This window comes from Microbacterium sp. Soil_N32, assembly GCF_057655505.1.
Genome location: NZ_JBDGME010000015.1, coordinates 1 through 23,077 on the forward strand (window position 1 = coordinate 1; position 23,077 = coordinate 23,077).

The 23,077-nt window shown below is 72.5% G+C and carries 25 protein-coding genes and 1 rRNA gene; 11 read left to right on the forward strand and 15 right to left on the reverse strand.

Annotated elements, in window-relative coordinates:
• Positions 1-16: 16 nt before the first annotated feature.
• Positions 17-133: ribosomal RNA gene (rrf, locus tag AC3A3J_RS03420) — 5S ribosomal RNA — on the forward strand.
• Between the two features lie 107 nt (positions 134-240).
• Here rrf and AC3A3J_RS03425 read toward each other — a convergent pair.
• Positions 241-1,017 (reverse strand): IclR family transcriptional regulator, encoded by a 777-nt coding sequence (locus AC3A3J_RS03425; RefSeq protein WP_487670953.1) that lies wholly within the window; start codon positions 1,015-1,017, stop codon positions 241-243.
• A gap of 58 nt (positions 1,018-1,075) precedes the next feature.
• On the opposite strand from AC3A3J_RS03425, the gene hutH reads away from it, so the two are divergent.
• From hutH to hutI, 3 genes are read left to right on the forward strand one after another with little or no spacing between them, the layout of a single operon-like run.
• A complete protein-coding gene (hutH, locus tag AC3A3J_RS03430) occupies positions 1,076-2,629 on the forward strand; it encodes a histidine ammonia-lyase (RefSeq protein WP_487670954.1) in 1,554 nt (517 codons plus the stop codon).
• Complete coding sequence (gene hutU, locus AC3A3J_RS03435) at positions 2,622-4,325, forward strand: urocanate hydratase (protein ID WP_487670955.1); 1,704 nt, start codon at positions 2,622-2,624, stop codon at positions 4,323-4,325. Before hutH ends, hutU begins: the two co-directional genes overlap by 8 nt.
• Before the next feature lie 48 nt (positions 4,326-4,373).
• Positions 4,374-5,552: an imidazolonepropionase gene (gene hutI / locus AC3A3J_RS03440; RefSeq protein WP_487670956.1), complete on the forward strand. Its 1,179-nt coding sequence runs from the start codon at positions 4,374-4,376 to the stop codon at positions 5,550-5,552.
• Here the strand turns inward: hutI and AC3A3J_RS03445 are convergent.
• Entirely contained in the window at positions 5,542-6,066 is a 525-nt protein-coding gene (locus AC3A3J_RS03445) for a TetR/AcrR family transcriptional regulator (protein ID WP_487670957.1), read from the reverse strand. The genes hutI and AC3A3J_RS03445 overlap by 11 nt on opposite strands.
• Positions 6,067-6,161: 95 nt before the next feature.
• On the opposite strand from AC3A3J_RS03445, the gene AC3A3J_RS03450 reads away from it, so the two are divergent.
• On the forward strand, positions 6,162-6,872 hold the full coding sequence (locus tag AC3A3J_RS03450) for an MBL fold metallo-hydrolase (RefSeq protein WP_487670958.1): 711 nt from the start codon (positions 6,162-6,164) through the stop codon (positions 6,870-6,872).
• 47 nt (positions 6,873-6,919) lie between these two features.
• Here the strand turns inward: AC3A3J_RS03450 and AC3A3J_RS03455 are convergent, their stop codons facing one another.
• Genes AC3A3J_RS03455 through AC3A3J_RS03465 form a run of 3 tightly spaced genes read right to left on the reverse strand, consistent with a single transcriptional unit; the run spans position 6,920 to position 10,260 of the window.
• Positions 6,920-7,480, reverse strand: coding sequence for a cysteine hydrolase family protein (locus AC3A3J_RS03455; RefSeq protein ID WP_487670959.1), 561 nt, complete (start codon positions 7,478-7,480; stop codon positions 6,920-6,922).
• Entirely contained in the window at positions 7,477-8,919 is a 1,443-nt protein-coding gene (locus AC3A3J_RS03460; RefSeq protein WP_487670960.1) for a purine-cytosine permease family protein, read from the reverse strand. The genes AC3A3J_RS03455 and AC3A3J_RS03460 overlap by 4 nt, the downstream gene beginning before the upstream one ends.
• 57 nt (positions 8,920-8,976) lie before the next feature.
• Positions 8,977-10,260, reverse strand: coding sequence for a M18 family aminopeptidase (locus tag AC3A3J_RS03465; protein ID WP_487670961.1), 1,284 nt, complete (start codon positions 10,258-10,260; stop codon positions 8,977-8,979).
• Positions 10,261-10,441: 181 nt separating this feature from the next.
• Here AC3A3J_RS03465 and AC3A3J_RS03470 point away from each other — a divergent pair, with 181 nt between their 5' ends.
• Complete coding sequence (locus AC3A3J_RS03470) at positions 10,442-11,599, forward strand: alcohol dehydrogenase catalytic domain-containing protein (protein WP_487670962.1); 1,158 nt, start codon at positions 10,442-10,444, stop codon at positions 11,597-11,599.
• Between the two features lie 43 nt (positions 11,600-11,642).
• Here the strand turns inward: AC3A3J_RS03470 and AC3A3J_RS03475 are convergent, their stop codons facing one another.
• Together AC3A3J_RS03475 and AC3A3J_RS03480 are read right to left on the reverse strand one after the other, a co-directional pair.
• Entirely contained in the window at positions 11,643-12,161 is a 519-nt protein-coding gene (locus tag AC3A3J_RS03475) for a CinA family protein (protein WP_487670963.1), read from the reverse strand.
• Positions 12,158-12,730 (reverse strand): FHA domain-containing protein, encoded by a 573-nt coding sequence (locus tag AC3A3J_RS03480; protein WP_487670964.1) that lies wholly within the window; start codon positions 12,728-12,730, stop codon positions 12,158-12,160. Before AC3A3J_RS03480 ends, AC3A3J_RS03475 begins: the two co-directional genes overlap by 4 nt.
• Positions 12,731-13,041: 311 nt before the next feature.
• On the opposite strand from AC3A3J_RS03480, the gene AC3A3J_RS03485 reads away from it, so the two are divergent.
• The 3 genes from AC3A3J_RS03485 (at position 13,042) to AC3A3J_RS03495 (ending at position 15,360) form a co-directional block, all read left to right on the forward strand.
• Positions 13,042-13,383, forward strand: coding sequence for a DUF7882 family protein (locus AC3A3J_RS03485; protein WP_487670965.1), 342 nt, complete (start codon positions 13,042-13,044; stop codon positions 13,381-13,383).
• A gap of 99 nt (positions 13,384-13,482) precedes the next feature.
• Complete coding sequence (locus AC3A3J_RS03490) at positions 13,483-14,367, forward strand: SDR family oxidoreductase (RefSeq protein WP_487670966.1); 885 nt, start codon at positions 13,483-13,485, stop codon at positions 14,365-14,367.
• Positions 14,368-14,415: 48 nt separating this feature from the next.
• The gene (locus AC3A3J_RS03495; protein WP_487670967.1) at positions 14,416-15,360 is read left to right on the forward strand and encodes an EamA family transporter; all 945 of its coding nucleotides are present in this window, start codon (positions 14,416-14,418) and stop codon (positions 15,358-15,360) included.
• Here AC3A3J_RS03495 and AC3A3J_RS03500 read toward each other — a convergent pair.
• Positions 15,332-16,177: a YidC/Oxa1 family membrane protein insertase gene (locus AC3A3J_RS03500; RefSeq protein ID WP_487670968.1), complete on the reverse strand. Its 846-nt coding sequence runs from the start codon at positions 16,175-16,177 to the stop codon at positions 15,332-15,334. The genes AC3A3J_RS03495 and AC3A3J_RS03500 overlap by 29 nt on opposite strands.
• Positions 16,178-16,239: 62 nt before the next feature.
• Entirely contained in the window at positions 16,240-16,512 is a 273-nt protein-coding gene (locus tag AC3A3J_RS03505; protein ID WP_487670969.1) for a DUF6412 domain-containing protein, read from the reverse strand.
• Positions 16,513-16,596: 84 nt separating this feature from the next.
• Here AC3A3J_RS03505 and AC3A3J_RS03510 point away from each other — a divergent pair, with 84 nt between their 5' ends.
• Positions 16,597-17,775, forward strand: a complete 1,179-nt coding sequence (locus AC3A3J_RS03510) for an NAD(P)H-dependent flavin oxidoreductase (protein WP_487670970.1) — start codon at positions 16,597-16,599, stop codon at positions 17,773-17,775.
• Here AC3A3J_RS03510 and purU read toward each other — a convergent pair.
• Entirely contained in the window at positions 17,772-18,623 is an 852-nt protein-coding gene (gene purU / locus AC3A3J_RS03515) for a formyltetrahydrofolate deformylase (protein ID WP_487670971.1), read from the reverse strand. The genes AC3A3J_RS03510 and purU overlap by 4 nt on opposite strands.
• 104 nt (positions 18,624-18,727) lie before the next feature.
• On the opposite strand from purU, the gene AC3A3J_RS03520 reads away from it, so the two are divergent.
• Positions 18,728-19,198: a glutaminase gene (locus tag AC3A3J_RS03520; RefSeq protein WP_487670972.1), complete on the forward strand. Its 471-nt coding sequence runs from the start codon at positions 18,728-18,730 to the stop codon at positions 19,196-19,198.
• Positions 19,199-19,231: 33 nt separating this feature from the next.
• On the opposite strand, the gene AC3A3J_RS03525 is transcribed toward AC3A3J_RS03520, so the two are convergent.
• The 5 genes from AC3A3J_RS03525 to AC3A3J_RS03545 all read right to left on the reverse strand — a co-directional run bounded on the left by AC3A3J_RS03525 (position 19,232) and on the right by AC3A3J_RS03545 (position 23,077).
• A complete protein-coding gene (locus tag AC3A3J_RS03525) occupies positions 19,232-19,948 on the reverse strand; it encodes a glutamine amidotransferase-related protein (protein ID WP_487670973.1) in 717 nt (238 codons plus the stop codon).
• Between the two features lie 44 nt (positions 19,949-19,992).
• Positions 19,993-20,793, reverse strand: a complete 801-nt coding sequence (locus tag AC3A3J_RS03530; RefSeq protein WP_487670974.1) for a LysR substrate-binding domain-containing protein — start codon at positions 20,791-20,793, stop codon at positions 19,993-19,995.
• 76 nt (positions 20,794-20,869) lie between these two features.
• Positions 20,870-21,277, reverse strand: a complete 408-nt coding sequence (locus AC3A3J_RS03535) for a transferase (RefSeq protein WP_487670975.1) — start codon at positions 21,275-21,277, stop codon at positions 20,870-20,872.
• An 82-nt stretch (positions 21,278-21,359) separates the two neighbouring features.
• The gene (locus AC3A3J_RS03540) at positions 21,360-22,133 is read right to left on the reverse strand and encodes a DNA-formamidopyrimidine glycosylase family protein (protein WP_487670976.1); all 774 of its coding nucleotides are present in this window, start codon (positions 22,131-22,133) and stop codon (positions 21,360-21,362) included.
• Entirely contained in the window at positions 22,133-23,077 is a 945-nt protein-coding gene (locus AC3A3J_RS03545; protein WP_487670977.1) for an EI24 domain-containing protein, read from the reverse strand. Before AC3A3J_RS03545 ends, AC3A3J_RS03540 begins: the two co-directional genes overlap by 1 nt.

Genomic DNA, 23,077 nt, shown 5'->3' on the forward strand with positions numbered 1-23,077 from the left:
GAAACATCAATAGTGTTTCGGCGGCCATAGCGTGAGGGAAACGCCCGGTTACATTCCGAACCCGGAAGCTAAGCCTCACAGCGCCGATGGTACTGCAGGGGGGACCCTGTGGGAGAGTAGGACACCGCCGGACTTCTTTTAGTACGAAAAGCCACCCAGTGCTGGGTGGCTTTTCGTCGTTTATGGGCCTGTGAGAAACGGGCACGCGCGCCGTCCGCTTTCCGTGCGGGCGCCGTCACCTCATCGCAGAAGTCGCGCCTGGAGCGTGGCGGCGGTGGCGCGTACCGCGTCGACGAGCTCGTCCTGATCGACGGCGTCCCCGGCCCAGGTCACGGCGACGGCGGCTGCCGGCCAACCTGCCCGGTCGCGCACGACGGCCCCGACGGAGCGCAGGCCGTCCGCCACCTCACTGTCCTCGGTCGCGTACCCGCGCGCGCGGACGTCGCGGAGCACCTCGCGCAGCGCGCGGGGGGTGCGCGGCCCGAGTCCGGTACGATCCGGGAACGACGAGGCACTCGGGTAGAGGGCGCGCACCTGCTCGCGCGGCAGCGCGGCGAGCATCGCCCGCCCGCTCGCGGTGAGGTGGGCGGGAAGCCGCACGCCCACGTCGGTGACCAGCGCCGGACGCCGCGGCGCGCGCTCCTCGACGATGTACAGCACGTCGCCCCCGCTCATGACGGCGAGGTGCGCGCTCTCGCCGAGACGGTCGGAGAGCGCGGCGACCAATGGACGACCGAGCCGCGCGAGGGGCTGCTGTCGGGCGTACCCTCCGGCGAGTTCGAACGCCGATGTGCCCAGTCCCCATCGACGGTCCTCCTGCAGGTGCAGCACGAAGCCGTGGGCGGCCATGGCGGCGAGCAGGTGGTAGACGCTCGAGCGTGGCAGCCCGAGATCCCGCGCGATCGCCGAGGCGGCGACGGGAGCGGGACGCCCGGCCAGGTAGCGCAGGATGCGCAGCGTCTGGTCTGCCGCCGGCACCTGCGGGGCGGACGGGGTCTCCGATTCGTCTGGGATCACAGACACAGGATGGCACGCGGCGGCGGCTCGGACCACCTCGCGGGTGTGGAATCGAGTCATGAATGAAACATCCGTCGTCGTCGGCGCTGCGCCGCTGTCCGTTGCCGAGGTCGTCGCCGTCGCGCGTCGGGGAGCGCACGTGGACGTCGCCGCAGAGGCCCTTGCGCGCGTCGCCGAGACCCGTGCCGTCATCGACGGGCTCGCCGCCGACCCGCACCCGCACTACGGCGTCTCGACCGGGTTCGGCGCGCTCGCGACGACCTTCATCGCCCCCGACCGTCGGCTGCAGCTCCAGGCCAGCCTGATCCGGTCGCACGCCGCCGGCACCGGGGCCGAGGTCGAGGCGGAAGTCGTGCGGGGGCTTCAACTGCTCCGCCTGCAGACCCTCGCCTCCGGGCGCACCGGCGTGCGACCCGTCGTCGTGGAGACGTATGCCGCCCTGCTGAACGCCGGCATCGTGCCGATCGTGCGCGAGTACGGCTCGCTCGGATGCTCCGGAGACCTCGCCCCGCTCGCACACATCGCGCTCGCCGCGATGGGCGAAGGCGAGGTGCGGGTGCGCGACCGCGAGGGACGATTGGGCAAGGTTCAGCCGGCATCGGTCGCGCTGGAGGCGGCCGGTATCGCCCCTGTGGTGCTCGTCGAGAAGGAGGGGCTCGCCCTCATCAACGGCACCGACGGGATGCTCGGCATGCTCGCGCTGGCCCTGCACGACCTCGAGGACCTGCTCGTGACCGCCGACGTCGCCGCCGCGATGTCGATCGAATCGCAGCTCGGGACCGACGCCGTGTTCGCGGCCGACCTCATGGCGCTGCGCCCGCAGGCGGGGCAGGCGGTGTCGGCGGCGAACCTCCGCGCCTTCCTCGGCGACTCGCCCATCGTGCACAGTCACAAGGGACCGGAGGACGGTCGCGTGCAGGACGCGTACTCGCTGCGGTGCTCGCCGCAGGTGCACGGCGCCGCGCGCGACACCGCGGGGTACGCCGCCTCCATCGCCGACCGCGAACTCGCCTCGGTCGTCGACAACCCCGTCATCACCCTCGACGGGCGCATCGAGTCGAACGGCAACTTCCACGGCGCCCCGGTGGCCGCGGTGCTCGACTTCCTCGCGATCTCGGTGGCCGACGTGGCCTCGGTGTCGGAGCGACGCACCGACCGCGCGCTCGACCCGGCGCGTAATCGCGGCCTGCCGCCGTTCCTCGCCGACGAGGTGGGCGTCGATTCCGGACTCATGATCGCGCAGTACGCGGCCGCGGGGATCGTGTCGGAACTCAAGCGCCTCGCCGTCCCGGCATCCGTCGACTCGATCCCCTCGTCGGCGATGCAGGAGGACCACGTCTCGATGGGGTGGGCCGCCGCACGCAAGCTGCGCCGCGCGATCGACGGACTCGCGCGCGTGCTCGCGATCGAGATCCTCACGGGCGCCCGGGCGCTCGACCTCCGGGCGCCCCTGCAGCCCGGCGCGGCGACCGGGGCCGTGCGCGACCTGGTGCGCACGGTGGCCGGAGGCCCCGGCCCCGACACCTTCCTCTCTCCCGACATGGAGGCCGTGACCGCACTGGTGCAGTCCGGCGCCATCGCCCGCATCGCGAAGGAGCATGCACATGACTGATTCGACCGGACCCACCACGGCACCCACGACCGCACCCGCCACCCGCACCGACCCCGACCGCCGCATCCGCGCTGCGCGCGGCAACCGGCGCACCGCCAAGAGCTGGGGTGCCGAGGCCGCCAAGCGGATGCTCATGAACAACCTCGACCCCGAGGTCGCCGAGCACCCGGAGAGCCTCGTCGTCTACGGGGGCACCGGGCGCGCGGCGCGCAGCTGGGAGGCGTACGACGCGATCGTGCGCACGCTCGACGAGCTCGAACCCGACGAGACCCTGCTCGTGCAGTCGGGCAAGCCGGTGGGCGTGTTCCGCACGCACGAGTGGGCGCCGCGCGTGCTCATCGCCAACTCGAACCTGGTCGGCGACTGGGCGACGTGGCCCGAGTTCCGTCGGCTCGAAGAGCTGGGCCTGACGATGTACGGCCAGATGACCGCCGGCTCGTGGATCTACATCGGCACCCAGGGCATCCTGCAGGGCACATACGAGACCTTCGCCGCGGTCGCCCGATCGCTCGGACGCGAATCGCTGCGAGGCACGCTCACACTGACGGGCGGGGCCGGCGGCATGGGCGGCGCCCAACCGCTCGCGGTGACCATGAACGAGGGCGCGGTGCTGATCGTCGACGTCGACGAGTCGCGTCTCGCCCGTCGGGTCGAGCACGGCTACCTCGACGAGTACACGACCGACCTCGACGCGGCCGTCGCGCGGGTGCTCGCCGCGAAGGACGCGGGTCAGGCGCTGTCGGTCGGCGTGGTGGGCAACGCGGCCGAGGTCTTCCCCGAGCTGCACCGACGCGGCATCCCGATCGACATCGTCACCGACCAGACCAGCGCGCACGACCCGCTCGCCTACCTGCCGATCGGCGTGTCCGTCGGGGAGTGGAAGGCCCAGGCGGAGCGCGACCCCGAGGAGTTCACGCGTCGCTCGCGGGAGGCGATGGCGCAGCACGTCGCGGCGATGGTCGCCTTCCAGGATGCCGGGGCCGCGGTCTTCGACTACGGCAACTCGATCCGCCGCGAGGCGGAGCTCGGCGGATTCGACCGCGCCTTCGCCTTCCCCGGGTTCGTGCCCGCGTACATCCGCCCGCAGTTCGAAGAGGGGCGGGGGCCGTTCCGCTGGGCGGCGCTCTCGGGCGACCCCGAGGACATCGCGAGAACCGACCGTGCCATCGCCGAACTCTTCCCCGACGACACCGCCCTGCATCGCTGGCTCGAGAAGGCCGGCGAGAAGGTGCACTTCGAAGGGCTGCCGGCGCGCATCTGCTGGCTCGGCTACAAGGAGCGCCACCTGGCCGGGCTGAAGTTCAACGAGATGGTCGCGTCCGGCGAGCTGTCCGCGCCGATCGTGATCGGTCGCGACCACCTCGACTCCGGTTCGGTCGCCTCGCCCTACCGCGAGACGGAGGCCATGAAGGACGGCTCCGACGCGATCGCCGACTGGCCCCTGCTCAACGCGCTGTTGAACACCGCGTCGGGGGCGTCGTGGGTCTCGCTGCACCACGGCGGCGGTGTGGGCATCGGGCGATCGATCCACGCCGGGCAGGTCACCGTCGCCGACGGCACCGCGCTCGCGGCGCAGAAGCTGGAGCGGGTGCTCACGAACGACCCCGGCACCGGGGTGATGCGGCACGTCGACGCCGGGTACGAGCACGCCCGTCAGGTCGCGCGCGATCGCGGCCTGAACATCCCGATGCTGTGACCGTGAAATCCGCCGTCTCCGATCTCCGGCGCCTGAGAGGCTGATGCCATGACCCTGCTGATCACGAACATCGGCGAACTGACGACGAACGTACCGACGGCGAGCGCGTCGCGAGATCGCACCGGCACGCTGCGCGACGCGGCGGTGCTCGTCGAGGGCGGGCGGATCGCTTGGGTGGGCGCGGCGGCGGACACGCCCGCCTCCGCGGCCGTCGACGAGGTCGTGGATGCGGCCGGCCGCGCCGTGATCCCCGGATTCGTCGACAGCCACAGCCACCTGGTGTTCGGCGGCGACCGCGCTGTGGAGTTCGAGGAACGGATGGCGGGCCGCAAATACGCGGCCGGCGGCATCCGCTCGACCGTCGCGGCGACTCGCGCCGCGACCGACGACGAACTGCGGCGCCGCCTGCACGGGTTCGTCGACGAGATGCGCGCGCAGGGCACGACCACCGTCGAGATCAAGAGCGGCTACGGCTTGAGCGTCGCCGACGAGGAGCGGCTCGTGCGGCTCGCGGCCGAGGTCACGCCGGAGGTCACGTTCCTCGGCGCCCACGTGGTGCCGGCCGAGTACGCCGACCGCGGCGACGCGTACGTCGACCTCGTCGTCGGGCCGATGCTCGACGCCTGCGCGCCGCATGCGCGGTGGATCGACGTGTTCTGCGAGACGGGCGCCTTCACGGTCGCGCAGTCGCGCCGCGTGCTCGAGGCGGGGATCGCGCGGGGACTCGCGCCGCGCATGCATGCGAGCCAGCTCGGGCCGGGGGAGGGCATCGCCCTCGCGGTCGAGCTGGGAGCGGCATCCGTCGACCACGGAACGTACCTGACCGACGCCGACATCGCGGCGCTCGCCGGATCCGACACGGTGCTCACCCTGCTGCCGGGCGTCGAGTTCTCGACCCGTCAGCCCTATCCCGATGCGCGGAGCCTCATCGACGCCGGGGTGACGGTCGCGCTCGCCTGCGACACGAATCCGGGGTCGAGCTTCACGTCGTCGATGCCGTTCTGCATCGCGATCGCCGTGCGCGACATGGGCATGACGCCCGCCGAGGCGGTGTGGGCGGCGACCGCCGGAGGAGCGCGCGCCCTGCGCCGCGACGACGTGGGCCTTATCGCTCCCGGTGCGCGCGCCGACCTCGTGCTGCTCGACGCGCCGACGCGCATCCACCTCGCCTACCGGCCGGGGGTGCCGCTGGTCGCGCAGGTGTGGAAGGACGGCGTCAGGAGGTGAGGCCGGCCATGATGCGGCCCAGGCCGTAGTCGAAGGCCTCGCTCACGTCGCCGCCGAGCCGGAAGGCGCCGGCGAGTTCCATCTGCAGGAATCCCGTCGTCCAGGCGGTGAACAGACGCGCCGCGGCCAGGGAGTCGGCGTCGCCGACCAGCGTGGCGCAGGCGCGCAGCACCGGCGCCGATGACCGGTGCAGGGCGTCTTCCGGCGTGACCGGACTGAACAGGAGGCGGAAAGCCTCAGGATGCGCGTGGGCGAAGGTCCGATAGGCGGCGGCGAGGAGGGGGAGCTCGTCACCGGCCGCGTCGAGTCGGGCGGCGACGTCGTCGGCGGCCGACTCGGCCACCGCGGCGAGCAGCGCATCGCGATCGCGCACCCGTTTGTAGAGGGATGGAGCGCGCACGCCCACGCGAACGGCGACGGCCTGCATGGTGAGTCCGGCAGGGCCGGCTTCTTCGAGGATCGCTCGGCCGGCGGCAACGATGGCTGCGATCGAGGTGCGCTCGGGTGCGGGCATGTGCCCTCCTTGATAGCTATTGACAATAGCCATGATAGCTACGTATCGTAGCCTTCGCAATCGCGCCCCTGGCTCCATCCCGAAGGATCCCGTTCATGCTCCTCGCCCCGCACCTCCACCGTCTCGGCAACGACCTCGTCGCCTCGTACCTCCTCGACCTGCCCGACGGCATCACGCTCGTCGACGCGGGCATGCCGGGGCACTGGCGCGACCTTCAGCGGACACTCGCCGCCATCGACAGGCCTCTCGGCGACATCCGCGGCATCGTGCTCACCCATGGCGACAGCGACCACATCGGATTCGCCGAGCGACTCCGTCGCGAGGCCGGGGTGCCGGTGTACGTCCACGTCGCTGACGCGCATCGAGTGCGCACCGGTGAGAAGCCGAAGACGCCGATGGGCTCCGCCCGCCTGATCCCCCTGCTCGGGTTCCTCGGTTACGGCATCCGCAAGAACGCCCTGCGCACACCGCAGGTGTCCGAGGTGCGGGAGATCTCCCACGGCGACGTTCTCGACCTGCCCGGATCGCCCGTCGTGATCGGGATGCCCGGGCACTCGCCGGGCAGCATCGCGGTGCACGTGCCCGCTGTCGATGCGGTGTTCGTCGGCGACGCGCTGACCACACGGCACGTGTTGACCGGTCGTTCCGGGGCGCAACCCGCCCCCTTCACCGATGAGCCGGAGGAGGCTCTCGCGTCGCTCGACCGCCTCGCCGACGTGTCTGCGTCATGGGTGCTGCCCGGGCACGGGGCTCCATGGCGGGGCTCTCCCGCCGCCATCGCCGCAGCCGTCCGCGCCGCGCGCTGAGCGACGGGACGAGGCCCTCCGCGGAAGTCGGAAGTCGCGGCAGAAGTTCAGAGCGCGGCGAGGACGGCCGACGTGTCGGAGACGGTGATCTGCGGCGGATAGAGGCCCATCACCTGCAGCGCGGCCACGTGGTTCTCGGCGGTCGACCCGGCACAGGCATCCGCCGCGACCGTGACGTGCGCGCCGGCATCCGCGGCGGCCAGCGCCGTCGAGATCACGCAGCAGTCCGTCGCGACCCCGGCCAGGACGACGTGTGCACCGCGGCCGACGACCGCCTCGATCTCGGCTCCCCACTTGCCGAACGTCGGCAGGTCGACGGTGGGGTGCGGCGACAGCCCGGTCGCCTCGGCAACGAGATCGAAGAGCGGATGCTCGGCCGGCTGGTCCGCGAAGGGCCACGCCGCGAAGTACTTGCCCCACGACGTCGAGCGGTCGGCCGTCGGCATCCACCGCGTCACGAGCACGCGCTCGCCGAAGGACGCCGCCAGAGCCTGCATGCGCGGCAGCGCCTCGGCGAAGAACGGCGACCCCCACGCCGAATCGGGCGAGGCGAAGATCGCCTGCGGATCGATGACGACGAGCCAGGGGCGCGCGTCGGCGTCCCTCACGCCTGCTCCTGCCGGCGGATCTTCCCGGCGCGGGCGAAGAACGTCACGAGGAACGACAGCACCAGCGCGACGAAGACGCCGAGGTTGGCGTAGGCGAAGTCTCCCTCCGTGCCGCCGACGAGGAACAGCAGGTATCCCTGCCAGTTGTTCCACGGCGCCGCCTCGGCGAAGCCGTTGAGGACCAGGCCCCATCCGATGATGCTCGCGACGACCATCGTGACGATCGAGATCCCGTCCCACGCACCGTACCGGCCGTTCGCGTCGAACAGGGCGGCCTCGTCGTAGTCCTTCCGACGACGCAGGATGTCGGCGATCAGGATGCCCGCCCATGAGGCCAGCGGAACGCCCAGGGTGATGAGGAAGCTCTGGAACGGCCCGAGGAAGTCGGTCGAGAAGAACACCACGAAGATGGTGCCCGCCGTGAGGATCGCGCCGTCGATCGCCGCGGCCGACGGGCGGGGGATGCGGATGCCCAGGCTGAGCAGCGTCAGGCCGGAGGAGTAGATGCCGAGCACCGCGCCCGACACGAGCGCCAGCACCGCCGTGAGCAGGAAGGGCACGAGCACCCAGGTGGGCAGGATCGTCGCCAGGGCCCCGATCGGGTCGACCTGCACGGCCGCGAAGAGGTCGTCGTTCGAGCCCGCCAGCAGCAGGCCGAAGACGACGAGCAGCACCGGGGCGACCGAGCCGCCGATGGTGTTCCACGCGACGATCGCCCCGTCGGAGGTGCTGCGCTTCTGGTAGCGCGACCAGTCGGCGGCGATGTTGATCCATCCGAGACCGAACCCGGTCATCACCATCACGAGCGCGCCGATGACCTGACCGACGCCGCCGTCGGGCCGCGCGAGCACGGCGTCGATGTCGATCTGACCGGCCGCGAGCACCACGTACAGGATCGTCACCGCACCCGTGATCCAGGTGAGCACCGACTGCATCTTCATGATGGTGTGGTAGCCGAGCACGGATGCCGCGACGATGAGCGCCGCGACGATGACGGTCGCCACGATCTTCAGCGCGACGCTGTTGCCGTCGCCGCCGAGCTGCGTGATGATCGTCGCCGTGGCGAGCACGGCCATGATCGCGAGGAACGTCTCCCACCCGATCGAGGTGAGCCACGACACGATGCCCGGCACCTTCTGCCCGTGCACGCCGAAGGCCGCGCGCGACAGGACCATGGTCGGTGCCGAGCCGCGCTTGCCGGCGATCGCGATGAGCCCGCACAGCAGGAACGACACGACGATGCCGATGACCGAGACGATCGTGGCCTGCCAGAACGAGATGCCGAAGCCCAGCACGAACGACCCGTACGACATGCCGAACACCGACACGTTCGCGGCGAACCACGGCCAGAACAGGTCGCGGGGCTTGGCCGTGCGCTCGGATTCGGGGATGATCTCGATGCCGGCGCGCTCGATGAGGCCGGGCGGGGTCTGCGTCATCCTCTCATCCTGGCACCGCGGGCGCGCGCGGGGAACGCCGCCGCCCGATCGTGACGATCAGGAGCGGAAGAAGGCCGCGGCCGTGCGCGTGAGGTCGTGCAGGTCGGAGACGCCGGCGAGTTCGCGGGCCGAGTGCATCGACAGGATCGGGATGCCCACGTCGACGGTGCGGATGCCGAGCCGGGTCGCCGTGATCGGACCGATGGTCGAGCCGCAGGGGACGGAGTTGTTCGACACGAACTCCTGCGTCGCGACCCCGGCGCGCTCGCACCACGCGTGCCACGCGGCGGAGCCGACGGCATCCGTCGCATACCGCTGGTTCGCATTGAGCTTGAGGATGGGCCCCGAGCCCAGGACCGGCTGCACGACGGGGTCGTGCTTGCCCACGTAGTTGGGGTGCACGGAGTGCCCGACATCGCTCGACAGGCACCACGACGATGCGAACGAACGGCGGCGCTCCGAGGCGTCGGCGCCGAGACCGTCGGAGATGCGCCCGAGCACGTCTTCGAGGAAGGGCCCCGCGGCGCCGGAACGGGAGTTCGACCCCAGCTCTTCGTGATCGAACGCGGCGAGCACGGCGATGGGACCGCCCGCGCCGCCCTCGTGCGCGGCGAGCGCGACGACGCCCGCGTGCACCGAGGCCAGATCGTCGAGGCGGCCGGAGGCGAAGAACGCGTCGTCCTTGCCGAACACGGCGCCCGGCGCGGTGTCGGCGACGACCACGTCGTAGCCGCGGATGGCGGCTGCGTCGACCCCGGCCGAGGCGGCGAGCTCGCCCAGCAGGTCGGCCTCGGTCGGATCGCCGAGACCCCACACCGGCTGCGTCTCGGCCTGCTTGTCGAGGGCGAGGCCGGAGTTGGCGGTGCGGTCGAGGTGGATGGCGAGCTGCGGAAGCCGCAGCAGGGCGTCGGTCTGCGCGAGCACGACCCGCCCGTCGGCGAGGGCGAGGCGCCCCGCGAGACGCAGCTCGCGGTCGAGCCACGAGTTCAGCAGCGGACCGCCGTAGACCTCGACGCCGGCCTGCAGCCACCCGCGGGTGCCGGTCGTCGGCTGGGGCTTGAGCTTGAAACCGGGCGAGTCGGTGTGCGCGCCGAACACGTGCACGGGGGTGGTGGGCGATGCATCCGTCGGCACGACCCAGGCGATCGTCGCCCCGTCGCGCACCACGACGAAGCGTCCGCCGGCCGGCGCGGGCCAGGCGTCCTCCTCGGCCAGCCGGGTGAAGCCCGCGTCCTCCAGACGGCGAGCGACCTCGGCTGCCGCGTGGTAGCTCGAGGGGGAGGCGGCGACGAAGTCGGCGAGGTCCTCGGCGTGGGCGAGGGCGACCGGGGTGACGGGCATGGGGGGCCTTCCTGCAGACGGGTTCCCTTCGAGCGTACCCGCGCCATCGTGCGCGGTTCGCGAGGTGAACAGCGGCTGAACACTCGTGCGTCGTCGGTCGTCACGGCGATCCGGGCTGGGAAAGTCGAACGAGGAGCGGACGCCGCGCTCCGTGCCGGAGGAGGGCAGCGAGATGGGGACGATGCTCACGCGCCCGCCCGGTCATCGACGCGACGTCGTGCTGAGACCCGCAGCGACCGCCGTGGTGCTGCTGGCCGCGGGGCATCCGCACGAGACGATCGCCGTGCCCGGCGTCGCGCTCGGCGAGGAGGACGTGCTCGTCGCCGTCGAGCTGTCGACGGTGTGCCGCGCGGATGCCGAGGCCGCGTGCGGCGCGCGGCGCACGTCGGCCCCGGTGGTTCTGGGTCATGAGAGCGTCGGGCGCATCATCGCGCTCGGCGATGCCGGGGCGAGCGCGTTCGACGGGTCGCCGCTGCGCATCGGCGACCGCGTGGTGTGGTCGGCCACCGTGTCGTGCCGGCAGTGCGATCACTGCCTGTGCGGTCGGCCGCAGTCGTGCCGGTCCGTCACGCGGTACGGCGAGGAGCGGGTCGCCGCCGATCGCGAGCTCGCCGGGGCGTTCGCCAGCCACGTGCAGCTGCGCCCCGGCACCGCCGTGGTGCGGGTGCCCGAGACCCTTCCCGCCGCCGTGCTCGCCCCGGCGGCGTGCGCGACCGCCACCGCGTGGGCCGCGGTCGCCCGGGTACGGATGCATCGCGACCTCGACGGGGCCCGCGTGCGGGTGCACGGCGCGGGCCTGCTCGGACTCACCGTTGCGGCGATCGCCGTCGAGTTCGGAGCCGTCGTCGACGTGCGCGACCCCCACGCCGGGCGTCGTGCTCGGGCCCGCGATTTCGGCGCGACGGGCTTCGACGGCGAACCGGATGCCGTGGTCCACACCGCGGGGCCGGTCTCCGCGACGGCGATCGATTCCGTGGCCGACGGCGGGGTCGTCGTCGTGGTCGGTGGGGATGCGCGCGATACCGCACCGCCCGCCGCCGCGGCGCCCACCGATCCGGGGACGAGCCAGGCAGCGCCGGATCCCGCCGCTGCGGACCTCGCCGTCGTCTCTCTCGACGTCGCGCGCCTCTCCGCGCGCAGCACGACGGTCGCCGGGGTGCACGGCAGCGCCGGCGGCGACCTCGCCGATGCGGTCGCCTTCCTCGCCGGTCGGGGGCGCGCCTATCCGTTCGCGGATGCGGTGGGTTCGATCCTGCCGCTCTCGGCCGTGGATGCCGCGCTCGCCGACGCCTCCCGACCGGGGGCGCCCCTGCGTGTCGGCCTGGTGCCCGGCCCCTGAGCCGCGCGGTCTCTCGGCGGTGCGGCTCAGGGGTGGCGGAGCATCAGTCGTTCTCGCCGCGCAGCGGTCCGGCCGGTCGGATGCTCTCGGCATGGAGCGCCAGCAGCGTGACGGCCGCGTCGACCGCGGCATCCATCACGTCCTCCGGGTCGCCCGACAGCATGAGCTTCTTGTGACCGACCCCGAGCGGGCTCGCCCATCCGAGGTAGACGGTGCCCTCCGGATTGCCGCGGTCGTCGGGGCCGGGGCCGCCGACGCCGGTCGTGGCCACGCAGAGGTCGGCCTCGAACAGCGACAGCGCGCCGGAGGCGAGCTGCTCGGCGACCTCGGCCGAGCAGGGGTCGAGCCCCGGGGTGACCCCCAGGATGCGCTCCTTCTCGGCCGTCTGATACGCGACGATGCCGCCGCCGAACCAGCCGCCCGCCCCCTCGCCCGCGGCCACGGTGCTGGCCAGGCGGCCCGAGGTCAGGGACTCCGCGACGCAGACCCGCAGGCCGCGCTCGCCGGCGAGGCCTGCGAGGTCCGCGAGGTGGTCGTGCTCGGCCCGCGCGTCGTCGGTCATCGGTCGGCGTCCGCCTTCGCCGCGTCGTCGTCGTCCGGGCCGGGGGTGCCGGGAGCCGGGCCGACCGGTGCCGCGTCCACATCGGGCGCCGGGGCGGCGTCGGCGGCCTCCGCGTCCTCGCTGTAGTCCGGCCGCGGCGCCTGCAGCTTCTGGTCGTCGTACTCGCCGCCCTTGCGTCCGCCGAAGGGGCGGCCGTGGTCGGCGAACTCGTCGCGGGCGAACACGAGCGTCCACGGGCCGGCCGTGAAATGCGCTCCGGTGCGCAGCGTCCGCACGCCCTCGCCCGGGTGCGTGGCGTCGACGCTCGGGCTGGAGTTCGTCTCGCTCTCGCCGTGCAGCGTCAGCACGTACTCGTCGCGCTGGTCGTGCTCGATCGTGGCGTGCACCGGGTCGGTGTCGGCCAGGCGCAGCTCGTTTCCGTCGGCCGAGCCGACGCGCACGACATCGGCCTCGAGGAGGAACTCGCTGCGCTCGCCGTTCTCGTGGCTCACGCGCAGTCGCGGCGACCCCGCGCCCCACTCGGCGTGCGTGGTCGTGGGCGTGTAGCCCTGCGAATCGGAGTCATCCATGGTCTTCTCCTTTTCGGGATCCATGTCGTCGACACTAGGGGGCGACGGGGAGGGGCCGCAGGGGCTTGACTTGCAAGGCGCGGGTTCGCAAGCCCGGTCGAGCGCGTCGCACGCGGAATGACAATTCGCGACGCACGATTAGGACGGAAAGCGATGGGCGGACTGCGCGAGCTGTCATCATCATCGCTCACGGCGTGTCGCGGGTGCGGCCGCGGTGGCTCGGCGGCTGTGAAGGGCTTACGCTTGCTTCGGTGGGCGATTCCGACGGCCGGGTCGGAGAGCCGTAAGAATCGCACCGAGGAGAGCGCCTGATGGGAAAATTCGTCTACGAAGGCGGAGTCAAGACCGAGATCGAGGACCGGGCGCTCACGCACCTGCAGTTGGTCATCACCGCGAAGCTGCGCCGGGGCGAGCCGTTCCCGTTCAGCTGGCGCGAAGACACGAGCGTCGGCGGCGGCCGTACGACCGTGTGGATCCAGCCGGGCAGCTCGCTCGTCTTCAAGTACTTCGGCAGCCGGCAGCCGTCGATCAACCGCGCCTGGATCGAGGCGCTGGCGTTCACGGCGAACGCGCCGGGCGGCCTGTACCTGGTGCCGGAGCCCGAGCACGACGCGCCCGCACCCTCGGAGATCCCGGGCAGCGCCCCCGCCTGATCCGCGTCGCGCGCCGCCCCGACATCTGTCAACCCCCTGGGGTCGGTCGCGCGCACCCGGCATCGTCGTGACCTCGCGACACGAAACCGAGGTGACACGATGACCGATAACGCGACAGACCCGCGAGACGCGCACCGCGAAGAGGGGTTCCCGGGGCAGGAGCAGGCGCAGCCGGGCACGAACGACCGCACCGACCCGACTCCGGACCACGGCGAGGACTCGTATCAGGGGCACGGCCGGCTCGACGGGCGCCGCGCGCTCATCACCGGCGGCGACTCCGGGATCGGCCGCGCGGCCGCGATCGCCTTCGCCCGCGAGGGCGCCGACGTCGCGATCGTGCATCTGCCCGAGGAGCAGGCGGATGCCGACGAGACGGTGCGTCTCATCCGCGACGCCGGCCGCACGGGACTCAGCATCGCGGGGGACGTGCGCGACGAGGGCTTCGCGACCGACATCGTGGCGCAGACCCGGAGCGCGCTCGGCGGGCTCGACGTGCTCGTCTTGAACGCCGGATATCAGCACGACATCGAGGACTTCGCGTCGCTCGAGACCGAGCGCATGCGCCGCGTCTTCCAGACCAACCTCGAGGGCATGATCTTCACCGCCCGAGCCGCGTTCCCCGACCTCGAGGCGGGGGCGAGCATCATCGTCACCGCGTCGGTGCAGGCGTACAACCCGTCGCCCGGGCTCATCGACTACGCCATGACGAAGGCCGCACAGGTGGCGTTCGTGCAGGCGCTCGCCGAAGAGGCGGGACCCCGCGGCATCCGCGTGAACGCCGTCGCCCCCGGGCCGATCTGGACGCCCCTCATCCCGGCGACCGGCTGGGACGAGGAGAAGCTCGCCGAGTTCGGACAGGACACCCCGATCGGACGCGCCGGTCAGCCCGCCGAGCTCGCCGGGGCGTACGTGTACCTCGCGTCGGACGAGTCGTCGTACACCTCGGGAGCGGTCCTCCCGGTCACGGGCGGCAAGCACCTCTGACCTTCGCGCGGGCGGGACGGCGCACCCGGGAGCCCTACGCTGGAGAGCGTGCAGCATCCCCCGCCGACCCGCCCGCTGACGGGGGTGGCCCTCGTCATCGGCTCGTGCCTCTCGTTGCCCTTCGGGGCCGCAGTCGCGGCGCAGCTGTTCCCCGTGCTCGGGCCCTGGGGCGTCACGTCGCTGCGCGTGGCGATCGCCGCACTGCTGCTGCTCGTCATCGTGCGGCCGCGGTTCCGGCACTGGGACCGACGGCAGTGGACCGCGGCGGTGCTGTTCGGGCTGTCGTTGGCCGCGATGAACGGCTTCTTCTACGCCGCGATCGACCGCATCCCCCTCGGGCCGGCGGTGGCGATCGAGTTCCTCGGGCCGCTGGTGCTCGCCGCGGTGCTCACCCGCCGTCTCGGAGACGCGGTGTGGGTCGCCGTCGCCGTCGTGGGCATGGGACTGCTGTTCGTCGACGGCGTCGTCGGGGCGGAGCCGCTCGATCCCCTCGGTGTGGTCTTCATCCTCGTCGCGGCGGGATTCTGGGCGATGTACATCCGCACCAGCGCCCGGGTCGGAGCGCTGATCCCCGGGAGCGGCGGCCTCGCGATGGGACTGGTCGTCGCCGCCGTCCTGCTCCTGCCCGTCGGCGTGCCCACCGCGGGCGTCGTCGTCGGCGACCCGCAGCTGCTGCTGCTGGCGGGGATCACCGCCGTGCTGTCGTCGGTGATCCCCTACAGCTTCGAGCTCGCCGCGCTGCGACGTCTGCCGCAGCGCGTGTTCGGCGTGCTCCTGAGCCTCGAGCCCGCGTTCGCGACGCTCGCCGGGTGGCTCGTCCTCGGTCAGGACGCCAGTGGTCTGCGCATGCTCGCGATCGCACTCGTCGTCGCCGCGAGCGTCGGCACGACTCTGGGCATCCGCCGCGCCCGTCGCTCCCGCCTTCCGAGCGGGAGAGACGGCGCGGAAGAAGCGGACGGCCCGTTCACCGCGCCGATCCCGCTGCCCGACTGAGCCGGGCGCGCCCGCCGCGAGCAGGCGCCGAGGCGCCCCCGGAGCGGGTGTTCGTCGACGACGCCGCCACCGCCGCGACCGGGAGCGGGTAACGGCGGCGCAGCAGCATCCGCTGCACGAGGGTCCACACGACCGTCACCGTGAGGTAGAGCGCGGCGGCCAAGGGCACGAACAGCGCGAACACGGCCGTGAGGTAGTGCAACGACCCGAACACGCGCTGCATCGCGGGCGAGTTCATCGGCGAGTCGTCGTCGGTCGGTGCCGGACGGAAGACGCGACGGGTGACCTCGGCCGTCGCCACGATGACGAGCAGCAGTGCGGCGAACACCGCGAGCGTGGCGGGGGTGACGGTGCCCCCGAAGACGGCCGACGCCAGGCTCGTGCCCAACGGCGCGCCGAACAGGTCGTGCGAGAGCAGATCGTTCGGATGGCCGGCGATCTCGGGGCGGATGAACAGGGTGTACAGCAGCCCCACCACCGGCGCCTGCGCGAGCACGGGCAGCATGCCGGCGAACGGCGAGGTCTTCTCGTCGCGGTACAGCGCGAGCATCTCGGTCTGCAGCCGCTCGGGGTTCTTCTTGTGGCGGCGCTGCAGCTCGCGCAGGCGCGGGGCGAGGCGGGCGCGCGTCTGCTCGGCGCGCGCGGTCGAGAAGCCCACCGGAATGAGGAGGGCGCGCACCAGCAGGGTGACGAGCACGACGGCCAGTGCAGCGGCGGATGCTCCGGCGAGGGGCGCGAGGAGATCGGAGAGGCCGGCGAGGGCGCCGTAGGCGGCGTCGAGGAGCGCGGCGAGGGGCGGGAAGGCGAAGAGGTCCATCGGGTGTCCGTTTCATGAGGTCGGGAGGGTCGGCGAAGCCGCGCAGTCCCGTTCTCGACGGACTACGCGGGGATCGCCCCTCCCGGCGCTCGCGGGCGCGGATGGCCGGCGGCGTCCGGATCGCTCTGCGCGAGCAGGGCGGACGCGTCGATCGCGCGCCAGGGATGCGGCGCGCGGGTTCCGGAGGCCGGACGGATGCTCAGCGCCACGGCCACGACGAGAGCGGTCACCGCGACGAGGGCGATGGCGAGGCCGAGCGCCGCGGCGTCGGGGACCGACACCAGCCCGAGGGCGGCGAGCACCACGCTCAGCACGCTCTCGAACCATCCGGACATGCTGCGAGCGTAGCACCGGGTGCCGACCGTCGGGCCGGGCGGAGGCCCGTGGAGGCGTCGGTGACCGGGAATAGGCTCGAGGCCATGAGCGACCGCCGCGCCCCGAGCGCCCTCTGCGACCTTCTCGGCATCGAGCATCCGATCCTCCTCGGTCCGTTCGGCGGGCTGTCGTCCGTCGCACTCACGGCCGCGGTGAGCGAGGCCGGCGGGCTGGGGTCATTCGGCCTCTACGGGTACGACGCCGACCGCATTCGCACGGTCGGCGCCGCGGTGCGCGACGCCACCGCACGGCCGTTCGCGCTGAACCTGTGGGTGCCCACCGGCGACGAGGTGGCGCCGAACGCGCAGCACGCGATCTTCGCCCAGGCGCTCGAACCGTTCTACGCCGCGGTGGGGGTCGATGCGCCGGCGCGTCCCGATGCGTACGTGCCGTCGCTCGACGAGCAGCTCGACGCGGTGTGGGACGTCTCTCCGGCGGTGCTCAGCGTCGTGTTCGGCGTGCCGGATGCGGCGGTCATCGACGAGGCGCACCGGCGGGGCATCCGCGTGGTGGGCACCGCGACGACCGTGGCCGAGGCGGTCGCGCTCGCCGACGGCGGGGTCGATGCGATCGTCGCCACCGGTATGGAGGCCGCCGGCCACCGCGTCTCGTTCCTGCGGCCCGCCGAGGACTCGCTCGTCGGCACCTTCGCGCTCGTGCCCCAGGTGGTCGATGCGGTGCGGGTGCCGGTGATCGCCGCGGGTGGCATCGCCGACCGCCGGGGTGCGTCGGCGGCGCTCGCCCTCGGCGCCTCGGCGGTGCAGGTGGGGACCGCGTTCCTCGCGACCGCCGAGTCGGCCGCGACCCCTGCGCACCGCGCCGCGATCCGCGCGACCGCTGCCGACGAGACGGTGCTCACCCGGGCGATGAGCGGGCGCCTGGCGCGCGGCGCGCGCAACCGCGCCGTGCGGGCGATCGAGGCGAGCGGCACCATCGCGCCCTTCCCGATGCAGAACTGGCTGACCGGTCGCTTCCGCGCGGCCGCGGGGGAGCAGGGCCTCGGCGAGCTGCAGTCGCTGTGGATGGGCCAAGCGGCCCCGCTCGCCCGCTTCGACACCGCGCGCGAGGTCTTCGACGAACTGCGGGCCGGGCTCGTCACAGCACCGGCCACGGAGAACCCGTCACCCGTTCGCCGGGCACCGTCCGCCGCCGAGCTCGACGCGCTCATCGAAGAGAATCGCGATGCGTGGAACGAACCCTCGACGCCGGAGGCGGGCTCCTAGAGGATCACCGTCGAGCGACCGTGCACGATGACACGGTCCTCGGCGTGCCACTGCACCGCGCGCGCGAGAACGAGGCGCTCGACGTCGGCCCCGCGGCTCTGCAGCTCGGCCGCCGACTCGCCGTGGGTCACGCGCGTCACGTCCTGCTCGATGATCGGACCCTCGTCGAGGTCGGCCGTCGCGTAGTGCGCGGTCGCGCCGATCAGCTTCACGCCGCGCTCCTTCGCCCGCGCGTACGGGTTCGCCCCGATGAAGGCGGGGAGGAACGAGTGGTGGATGTTGATGACCGGGGCGCCGAGACGCTCGATGAAGTCGTCGGTGAGGATCTGCATGTAGCGGGCGAGCACCACGAGGTCGACGTTGCCCTGCAGGAGCTCGAGCTGTCGCGCCTCCATGGCCGCTTTGTCGCCCGCGGGGATGTGCACGAACGGCACGCCGAACGAGCGCACCGCCTCGGCGAGATCGGGGTGGTTCGAGATCACCATCGTCACGTCGATGTCGAGCTGGCCGCGCTGCGTGCGCCACAGCAGCTCCATGAGGCAGTGGTCGTACTTCGAGACGAAGATCGCCACGCGCTTGCGGCGCGATACGTCGTGCAGCGACCACTCCATGCCGAAGCGCTCCGCCACGGCGGCGATGCTCGCCTCGAGCGCCGGCCGCGCCGCCGCGAGCCCCGGCAGGTGGATGACGGTGCGCTGGAAGAAGCGTCCGCCCTCGGAATCGGTCGAGTGCTGGTCGAGCGAGATGATGTTCGCGCCGTGCTCGGCCAGCACGTTCGCGACGGCGGCGACGATGCCGGGCTGGTCGTCGCACGCGATCAGAAGGCGTGCGGTGTCGGGCTGTGCCATGTCGTCTCCTCAGGGTGTGCATCGATTCTGCCGTGCGACGGGTCACCGGGGCGAATCGCCCCCGTCCTGACCCGCGGGTCGTGGGCGCTCGCTAGCCTGGGGGGATGCATCCGACGGCCGCCGATCTGCTGACACGCGCGGTCGGCGATCTCGCCGGAGCGCCGACGGAGGGGCTGGGCGAGGAGCGCCGATCCCGCTGGCGCGGACACCGCATCGTGCGGGTGGGCGAGGCCTGGCACCTCGGCGTGCTGCTGCTCACCGAGACCCAGGCGCTGGCGACGGCCGAGGTGCTGCGGGCCGCCGACCCCGGTCGACGGGGCTACACGGCCGAGTCGGCACGCGAGCGCGCCGCGCGACGGGCGTTGGCGCTCAAGGGCGGCTTCGACGAGGGCGACGTGGTGCACGTCGGCTGGAGCGTCATCGACGTGCAGGCGGTCGACGCCGGCGGAGCATCCGGACCGCTCGCCTCGGTCGATGGGGTGCCCTCGGTGCGGTGGAGCGCCGCCGGAGGGTTCATGCCGCTCGAGACGTATCTGCGCGAGCGGGTGGACCTGTTGCGGGCGGCGTCGGACTGAGGTGCGCGCGATCGCGGACCGGCTGGCAGCCGGTCAGGCGAAGGTGTCGGCGAAGCGGCGGAGCAGCGCAGCGCCCTCGGTGACGGATGCCGACAGCACCTGCCCCTGCACGAGGTCGAACTCCTCGGGGTCGAAGTAGCCGGTCGTGCGATAGAACGTCATGCGGTCGGCGAAGTCGCGCGGCGTGGGCTCGGGGTGGAACTGCGCCGTGTAGAGGTGGGTGCCCACCCGATACGCCTGCACGGGGCACACGTCGTTGGTCGCGAGCAGCGTCGCCCCCGGGGGCGTCGCCACGGCGCCCTCCTTGTGCGCGGTGAACACCGTCAGCGCGGGACCGCTCGGACCGAAGACGGGATCGGATGCCCCCGCCTCGGTCGTGCGGATCACGGTCGCGCTCGCCGACTCCGGGGTGTCGGTGCCGACCTCGCCGCCGAGCATCCGGGTGACGACCCCGATGCTGAAGCAGGTGAAGAAGCCGGCGATGCGGCGGTCCGCCGCCTGCCCCGCGAGGGTTTCGAGATCGGCTTCGACCCGCTGCTGCAGGGAAGACTTCGCCGGATCGGTGACGTTGAAGGGCGAACCGCCCACCACGATCCCGCGGTACCCCTCGAGACGGGCCGGATCCAGGGGCTCCTCGAGCAGATCGAGACGATCGACCACGTCCACGCCGAGCGCGCGCCGGAACGAGGCGTGCTCGGCGTCGGCGGCACCCGTCTCGGGGCGCACACAGACGTAGAGAAGCGAGGGCATCCGAAGATTCTAACGAGAATGCGGGCGCCGACCGTCCCGGTGACTCAGCGTGACGAGTGCGCGGTGCGCCCGCGCACGATCCCGACGAAGGTCTCGACGTCCGGGGTCGTACGCTCGCGCCGCCATGCGAGGGCCACCGTCGAGGTCGGACCGTCGACGAGCGGACGCCAGTCGACGTCCTTGCGGTGGTGCAGCCGGGCGAGCGACATCGGTACGATCACCGCCCCCGTGCCGGCGGCGACCGTGGCGACGGCATCGGCGACGGCGAGGGCAGCGAATCGCGGGGGGACGGCATCCGGCGCGGCGAATCCCGCCAGGGGGTCGTCGCTGAGCCGGAGCACGACCTCCCCGGCGAGATCGGCCAGGGTCAGCTCGTCGGCCGCGAGCAGATGCGAATCGACCGAGGCGACGACGACGGGCACCTCGTCGTACAGCGCGATGATATGGAGGTCGTCGTCGCGTGCGTCCGCGGGCAGGGCGAGGGGCAACCGTACCAGGGCGGCGTCGAGGTCGTCGAGCGCGGCCCGTTGGGCGCCGATCTCGATGCGCACGAGCTCGAGCGGCACGTGCGGCATCCGCTGCTTCCAGCGATCGATCCACGTGCCGGGCGTCGCCCCCTCGACTGCGCCGAGCCGGAACGTGCGGGGCTCTTCCGCGGCCATCGCCGCCTCGGTCTGCTGCGACGCGGCGCGCTTCGACGTGCTGACGGGGGCCTGCCCGTTCTTCGCGGCACCCTTCGGGGGGCGCTTCGGCGCCGCACCCTTCGCGGCGCCCTTCTGCGGGGTTCCACGCTTCGGTGTCGGCTTGTGCGGTCGTCGTGCCGGCCGCCTGCCCTGGGTCGCCATGCTCACCAGGGTATCCGGCGGGGCGCTCGCCCCGGCGGCCGGTGCGTTCGGGTACGCACCGCGACGGCTCACCCGCTCAGGCGGCGAGCCAGAGACCCTTGCGATCGGTGGCGACGGTGCGACCGGCGGCCACCGTCTCGTCGTCGCCGATGCGCGCGCCGCGCACGATGCGCGCCCCGGCACCGATCTCGGTGCGGACGCCGATGTGCGCGCCGTCGCCGACGGCAGCGCCCTCGCCGATGTGCGCGTGCGCGTCGATGTGCGCGTTGTCGCCGATCACGGCATCCGGTTCGATCCATGCGCCGCGGGCGATGGTGGCGCCGGCGCCGATGCGGGCGCCGGGTTCGATGTACGCGCCCGCCTCGACGAGAGCCTTCGGATGGACCTTCGCGCCGTGCGCGACGAGACCGCGGCCGTTGGCGTGCTTGCGGTAGCGCAGCGTGTCGCCTCGGTCGTTCTCGATGTCGACGTAATTCTTACCCACGATTCCTCCCGTGTTCCGGGGTTTTCCCCGTGTCAGGAATAACCATGAGTCGAAGGTTTTCATTCCCACGGATGGATTCCGTTCACCGCTGGCACACCGGGCACCAGAAGGTGATCCTCTCGCGAGTGGGGTCTGCTCCAAGAGACCCTTGACGAATGGGGGTGCCGCACCGTCGACACGGTTTGCCGGCTCGGCCGTAGACCCACGAGCCCTGTCCTGGACGGTCGATGCCGGTGAAGGTGCGGTTGCGCCGGTCGCGGTTCATGCGGATGGTGCGCACGCCCAGGTCGAGCAGCGCGGCGAGGTCGACCTCCGGCGCGGGTGTCGTGGGCAGCACGCCGCGCAGGAACAGCAGCTCGGCGATGTAGTGGTTGCCGAACCCGGCGACGTTGCGCTGATCGAGGAACGCGACGTGGATGCTGCGGGTGTCGGCCGCGAGGCGGCGCAGCGCCTCGGCAGGATCCCAGTCGGAGGCGAGGGGATCGGGGCCGAGATAGCCGACGAGTTCCTCCTCGTCACGCGTGGGCACCAACTCGATCTCGGCGATGTCGACGCCCACCGCTTCGCGCGCGGCGGTGCCCACGATGGCCCGCACCTTGAAGGCGGGGTGGCGCCAGCGCTCTCCGGATCGGTAGGTGAACCAGGCTCCGTCCATGCGCAGGTGCGAGTGCAGTGTGCTGTCGCCGATCCGCAGCAGCAGGTGCTTGCCGCGGGGAACGCATCCGTGGATCGTCTGGCCGGTGAGGTCGGCGGTGGCGAAGCGCGGCACGCGGAGGTCGAAACGGGTCACCTCGGCGCCCGCCAGCGCCTCGTCGAGGCGGCTGGCGGTGCGGAAGACGGTATCGCCCTCGGGCATCAGCCGGGCCGTCCGGGAACGGGCGGTTGCGGGGCGGGCGGTTGCGGTGCGGGCGGCCGCAATGCGGGAGGTTGCGGTGAGGGCGGCTGCGGTGCGGGTGGCTGCGGTGCGGGTGGCTGGGGTGCAGGCGGCTGCGAGGCGGGGGGTTGCGGTGCGTGAGACTGAGTTGCGCCGGGCCGGGGCGCCGGGGGCGGGGCGGCCGAGTGGCCGGCAGAGAGGCGACGCTGCATCGTGCGGGCGAGCACGGTCGACCCCACGACGGCCGACGGCATGATCGCGATCGCCCCACCGGGGATGAGGAAGCAGAGCTGCGTGGCAATGCCGAAGCCGAGCACCCGCGCCCGGCTGCCGCGGAAGAGGGCCGCGCGGTCGACCGAGGAGAGGTCTCGCGCGTCGAAGGCCCGGCCGGTCAGCTCGCGCGCCAGCAGACGACCCGAGAGGATCACGCCGAGCACCGGGCTCACGACGCCGCCGACGAGAGGCACGAATCCGGCGAGGAGCACGACGACGGCGATGAGGATGCCGAGCACGACGAGGCGCACGCCCTCACCGACCGAGGTCCAGAATCCTCCGCCGTCGGCGGGCGGCGGGTCGCCCAGGTCGGTCTCGACGGCGTGCCAGATGCGCTGGTAGAAGGGGTCGCCGATCGTGAGGGTCAGTGCGGTGAACACGGCGCTGGCGAGTGCGAGCGCGGCCACGATGATCGCGGCGCCGACGACGAGGCGCAGCGAGGTGCGCCACAGCTCGTCCCACTCGTTGGCGAACGGCGTCGCCCACTCGGCGATCGCCGTCATGTTGAAGGCCAGCGGGAGGATCGCGGCCGCCAGCACCGCGAGCGCGATCACGGCGGGGAGGAGCCCGAGAACCATGAGGCCGGGGCGCACTCGCCAGAAGCGGAACCCGCCGAACAGGAGACCGACGCCGGTGAAGAACTCGCGGAGCAT

Coding starts and splice junctions, on each gene's coding strand:
- hutH (WP_487670954.1), top strand. CDS start 1,076: ATGAATGAAACATCCGTCGTCGTCGGCGCTGCGCCGCTGTCCGTTGCC.
- AC3A3J_RS03530 (WP_487670974.1), bottom strand. CDS start 20,793: ATGGCGACCCAGGGCAGGCGGCCGGCACGACGACCGCACAAGCCGACA.
- AC3A3J_RS03525 (WP_487670973.1), bottom strand. CDS start 19,948: ATGCCCTCGCTTCTCTACGTCTGTGTGCGCCCCGAGACGGGTGCCGCC.
- hutI (WP_487670956.1), top strand. CDS start 4,374: ATGACCCTGCTGATCACGAACATCGGCGAACTGACGACGAACGTACCG.
- AC3A3J_RS03480 (WP_487670964.1), bottom strand. CDS start 12,730: ATGGATGACTCCGATTCGCAGGGCTACACGCCCACGACCACGCACGCC.
- hutU (WP_487670955.1), top strand. CDS start 2,622: ATGACTGATTCGACCGGACCCACCACGGCACCCACGACCGCACCCGCC.
- AC3A3J_RS03445 (WP_487670957.1), bottom strand. CDS start 6,066: ATGCCCGCACCCGAGCGCACCTCGATCGCAGCCATCGTTGCCGCCGGC.
- AC3A3J_RS03505 (WP_487670969.1), bottom strand. CDS start 16,512: ATGTCCGGATGGTTCGAGAGCGTGCTGAGCGTGGTGCTCGCCGCCCTC.
- AC3A3J_RS03470 (WP_487670962.1), top strand. CDS start 10,442: ATGCTCACGCGCCCGCCCGGTCATCGACGCGACGTCGTGCTGAGACCC.
- AC3A3J_RS03490 (WP_487670966.1), top strand. CDS start 13,483: ATGACCGATAACGCGACAGACCCGCGAGACGCGCACCGCGAAGAGGGG.
- AC3A3J_RS03475 (WP_487670963.1), bottom strand. CDS start 12,161: ATGACCGACGACGCGCGGGCCGAGCACGACCACCTCGCGGACCTCGCA.
- AC3A3J_RS03450 (WP_487670958.1), top strand. CDS start 6,162: ATGCTCCTCGCCCCGCACCTCCACCGTCTCGGCAACGACCTCGTCGCC.
- AC3A3J_RS03465 (WP_487670961.1), bottom strand. CDS start 10,260: ATGCCCGTCACCCCGGTCGCCCTCGCCCACGCCGAGGACCTCGCCGAC.
- AC3A3J_RS03540 (WP_487670976.1), bottom strand. CDS start 22,133: ATGCCCGAGGGCGATACCGTCTTCCGCACCGCCAGCCGCCTCGACGAG.
- purU (WP_487670971.1), bottom strand. CDS start 18,623: ATGGCACAGCCCGACACCGCACGCCTTCTGATCGCGTGCGACGACCAG.
- AC3A3J_RS03545 (WP_487670977.1), bottom strand. CDS start 23,077: ATGCTCCGCGAGTTCTTCACCGGCGTCGGTCTCCTGTTCGGCGGGTTC.
- AC3A3J_RS03520 (WP_487670972.1), top strand. CDS start 18,728: ATGCATCCGACGGCCGCCGATCTGCTGACACGCGCGGTCGGCGATCTC.
- AC3A3J_RS03500 (WP_487670968.1), bottom strand. CDS start 16,177: ATGGACCTCTTCGCCTTCCCGCCCCTCGCCGCGCTCCTCGACGCCGCC.
- AC3A3J_RS03510 (WP_487670970.1), top strand. CDS start 16,597: ATGAGCGACCGCCGCGCCCCGAGCGCCCTCTGCGACCTTCTCGGCATC.
- AC3A3J_RS03485 (WP_487670965.1), top strand. CDS start 13,042: ATGGGAAAATTCGTCTACGAAGGCGGAGTCAAGACCGAGATCGAGGAC.
- AC3A3J_RS03460 (WP_487670960.1), bottom strand. CDS start 8,919: ATGACGCAGACCCCGCCCGGCCTCATCGAGCGCGCCGGCATCGAGATC.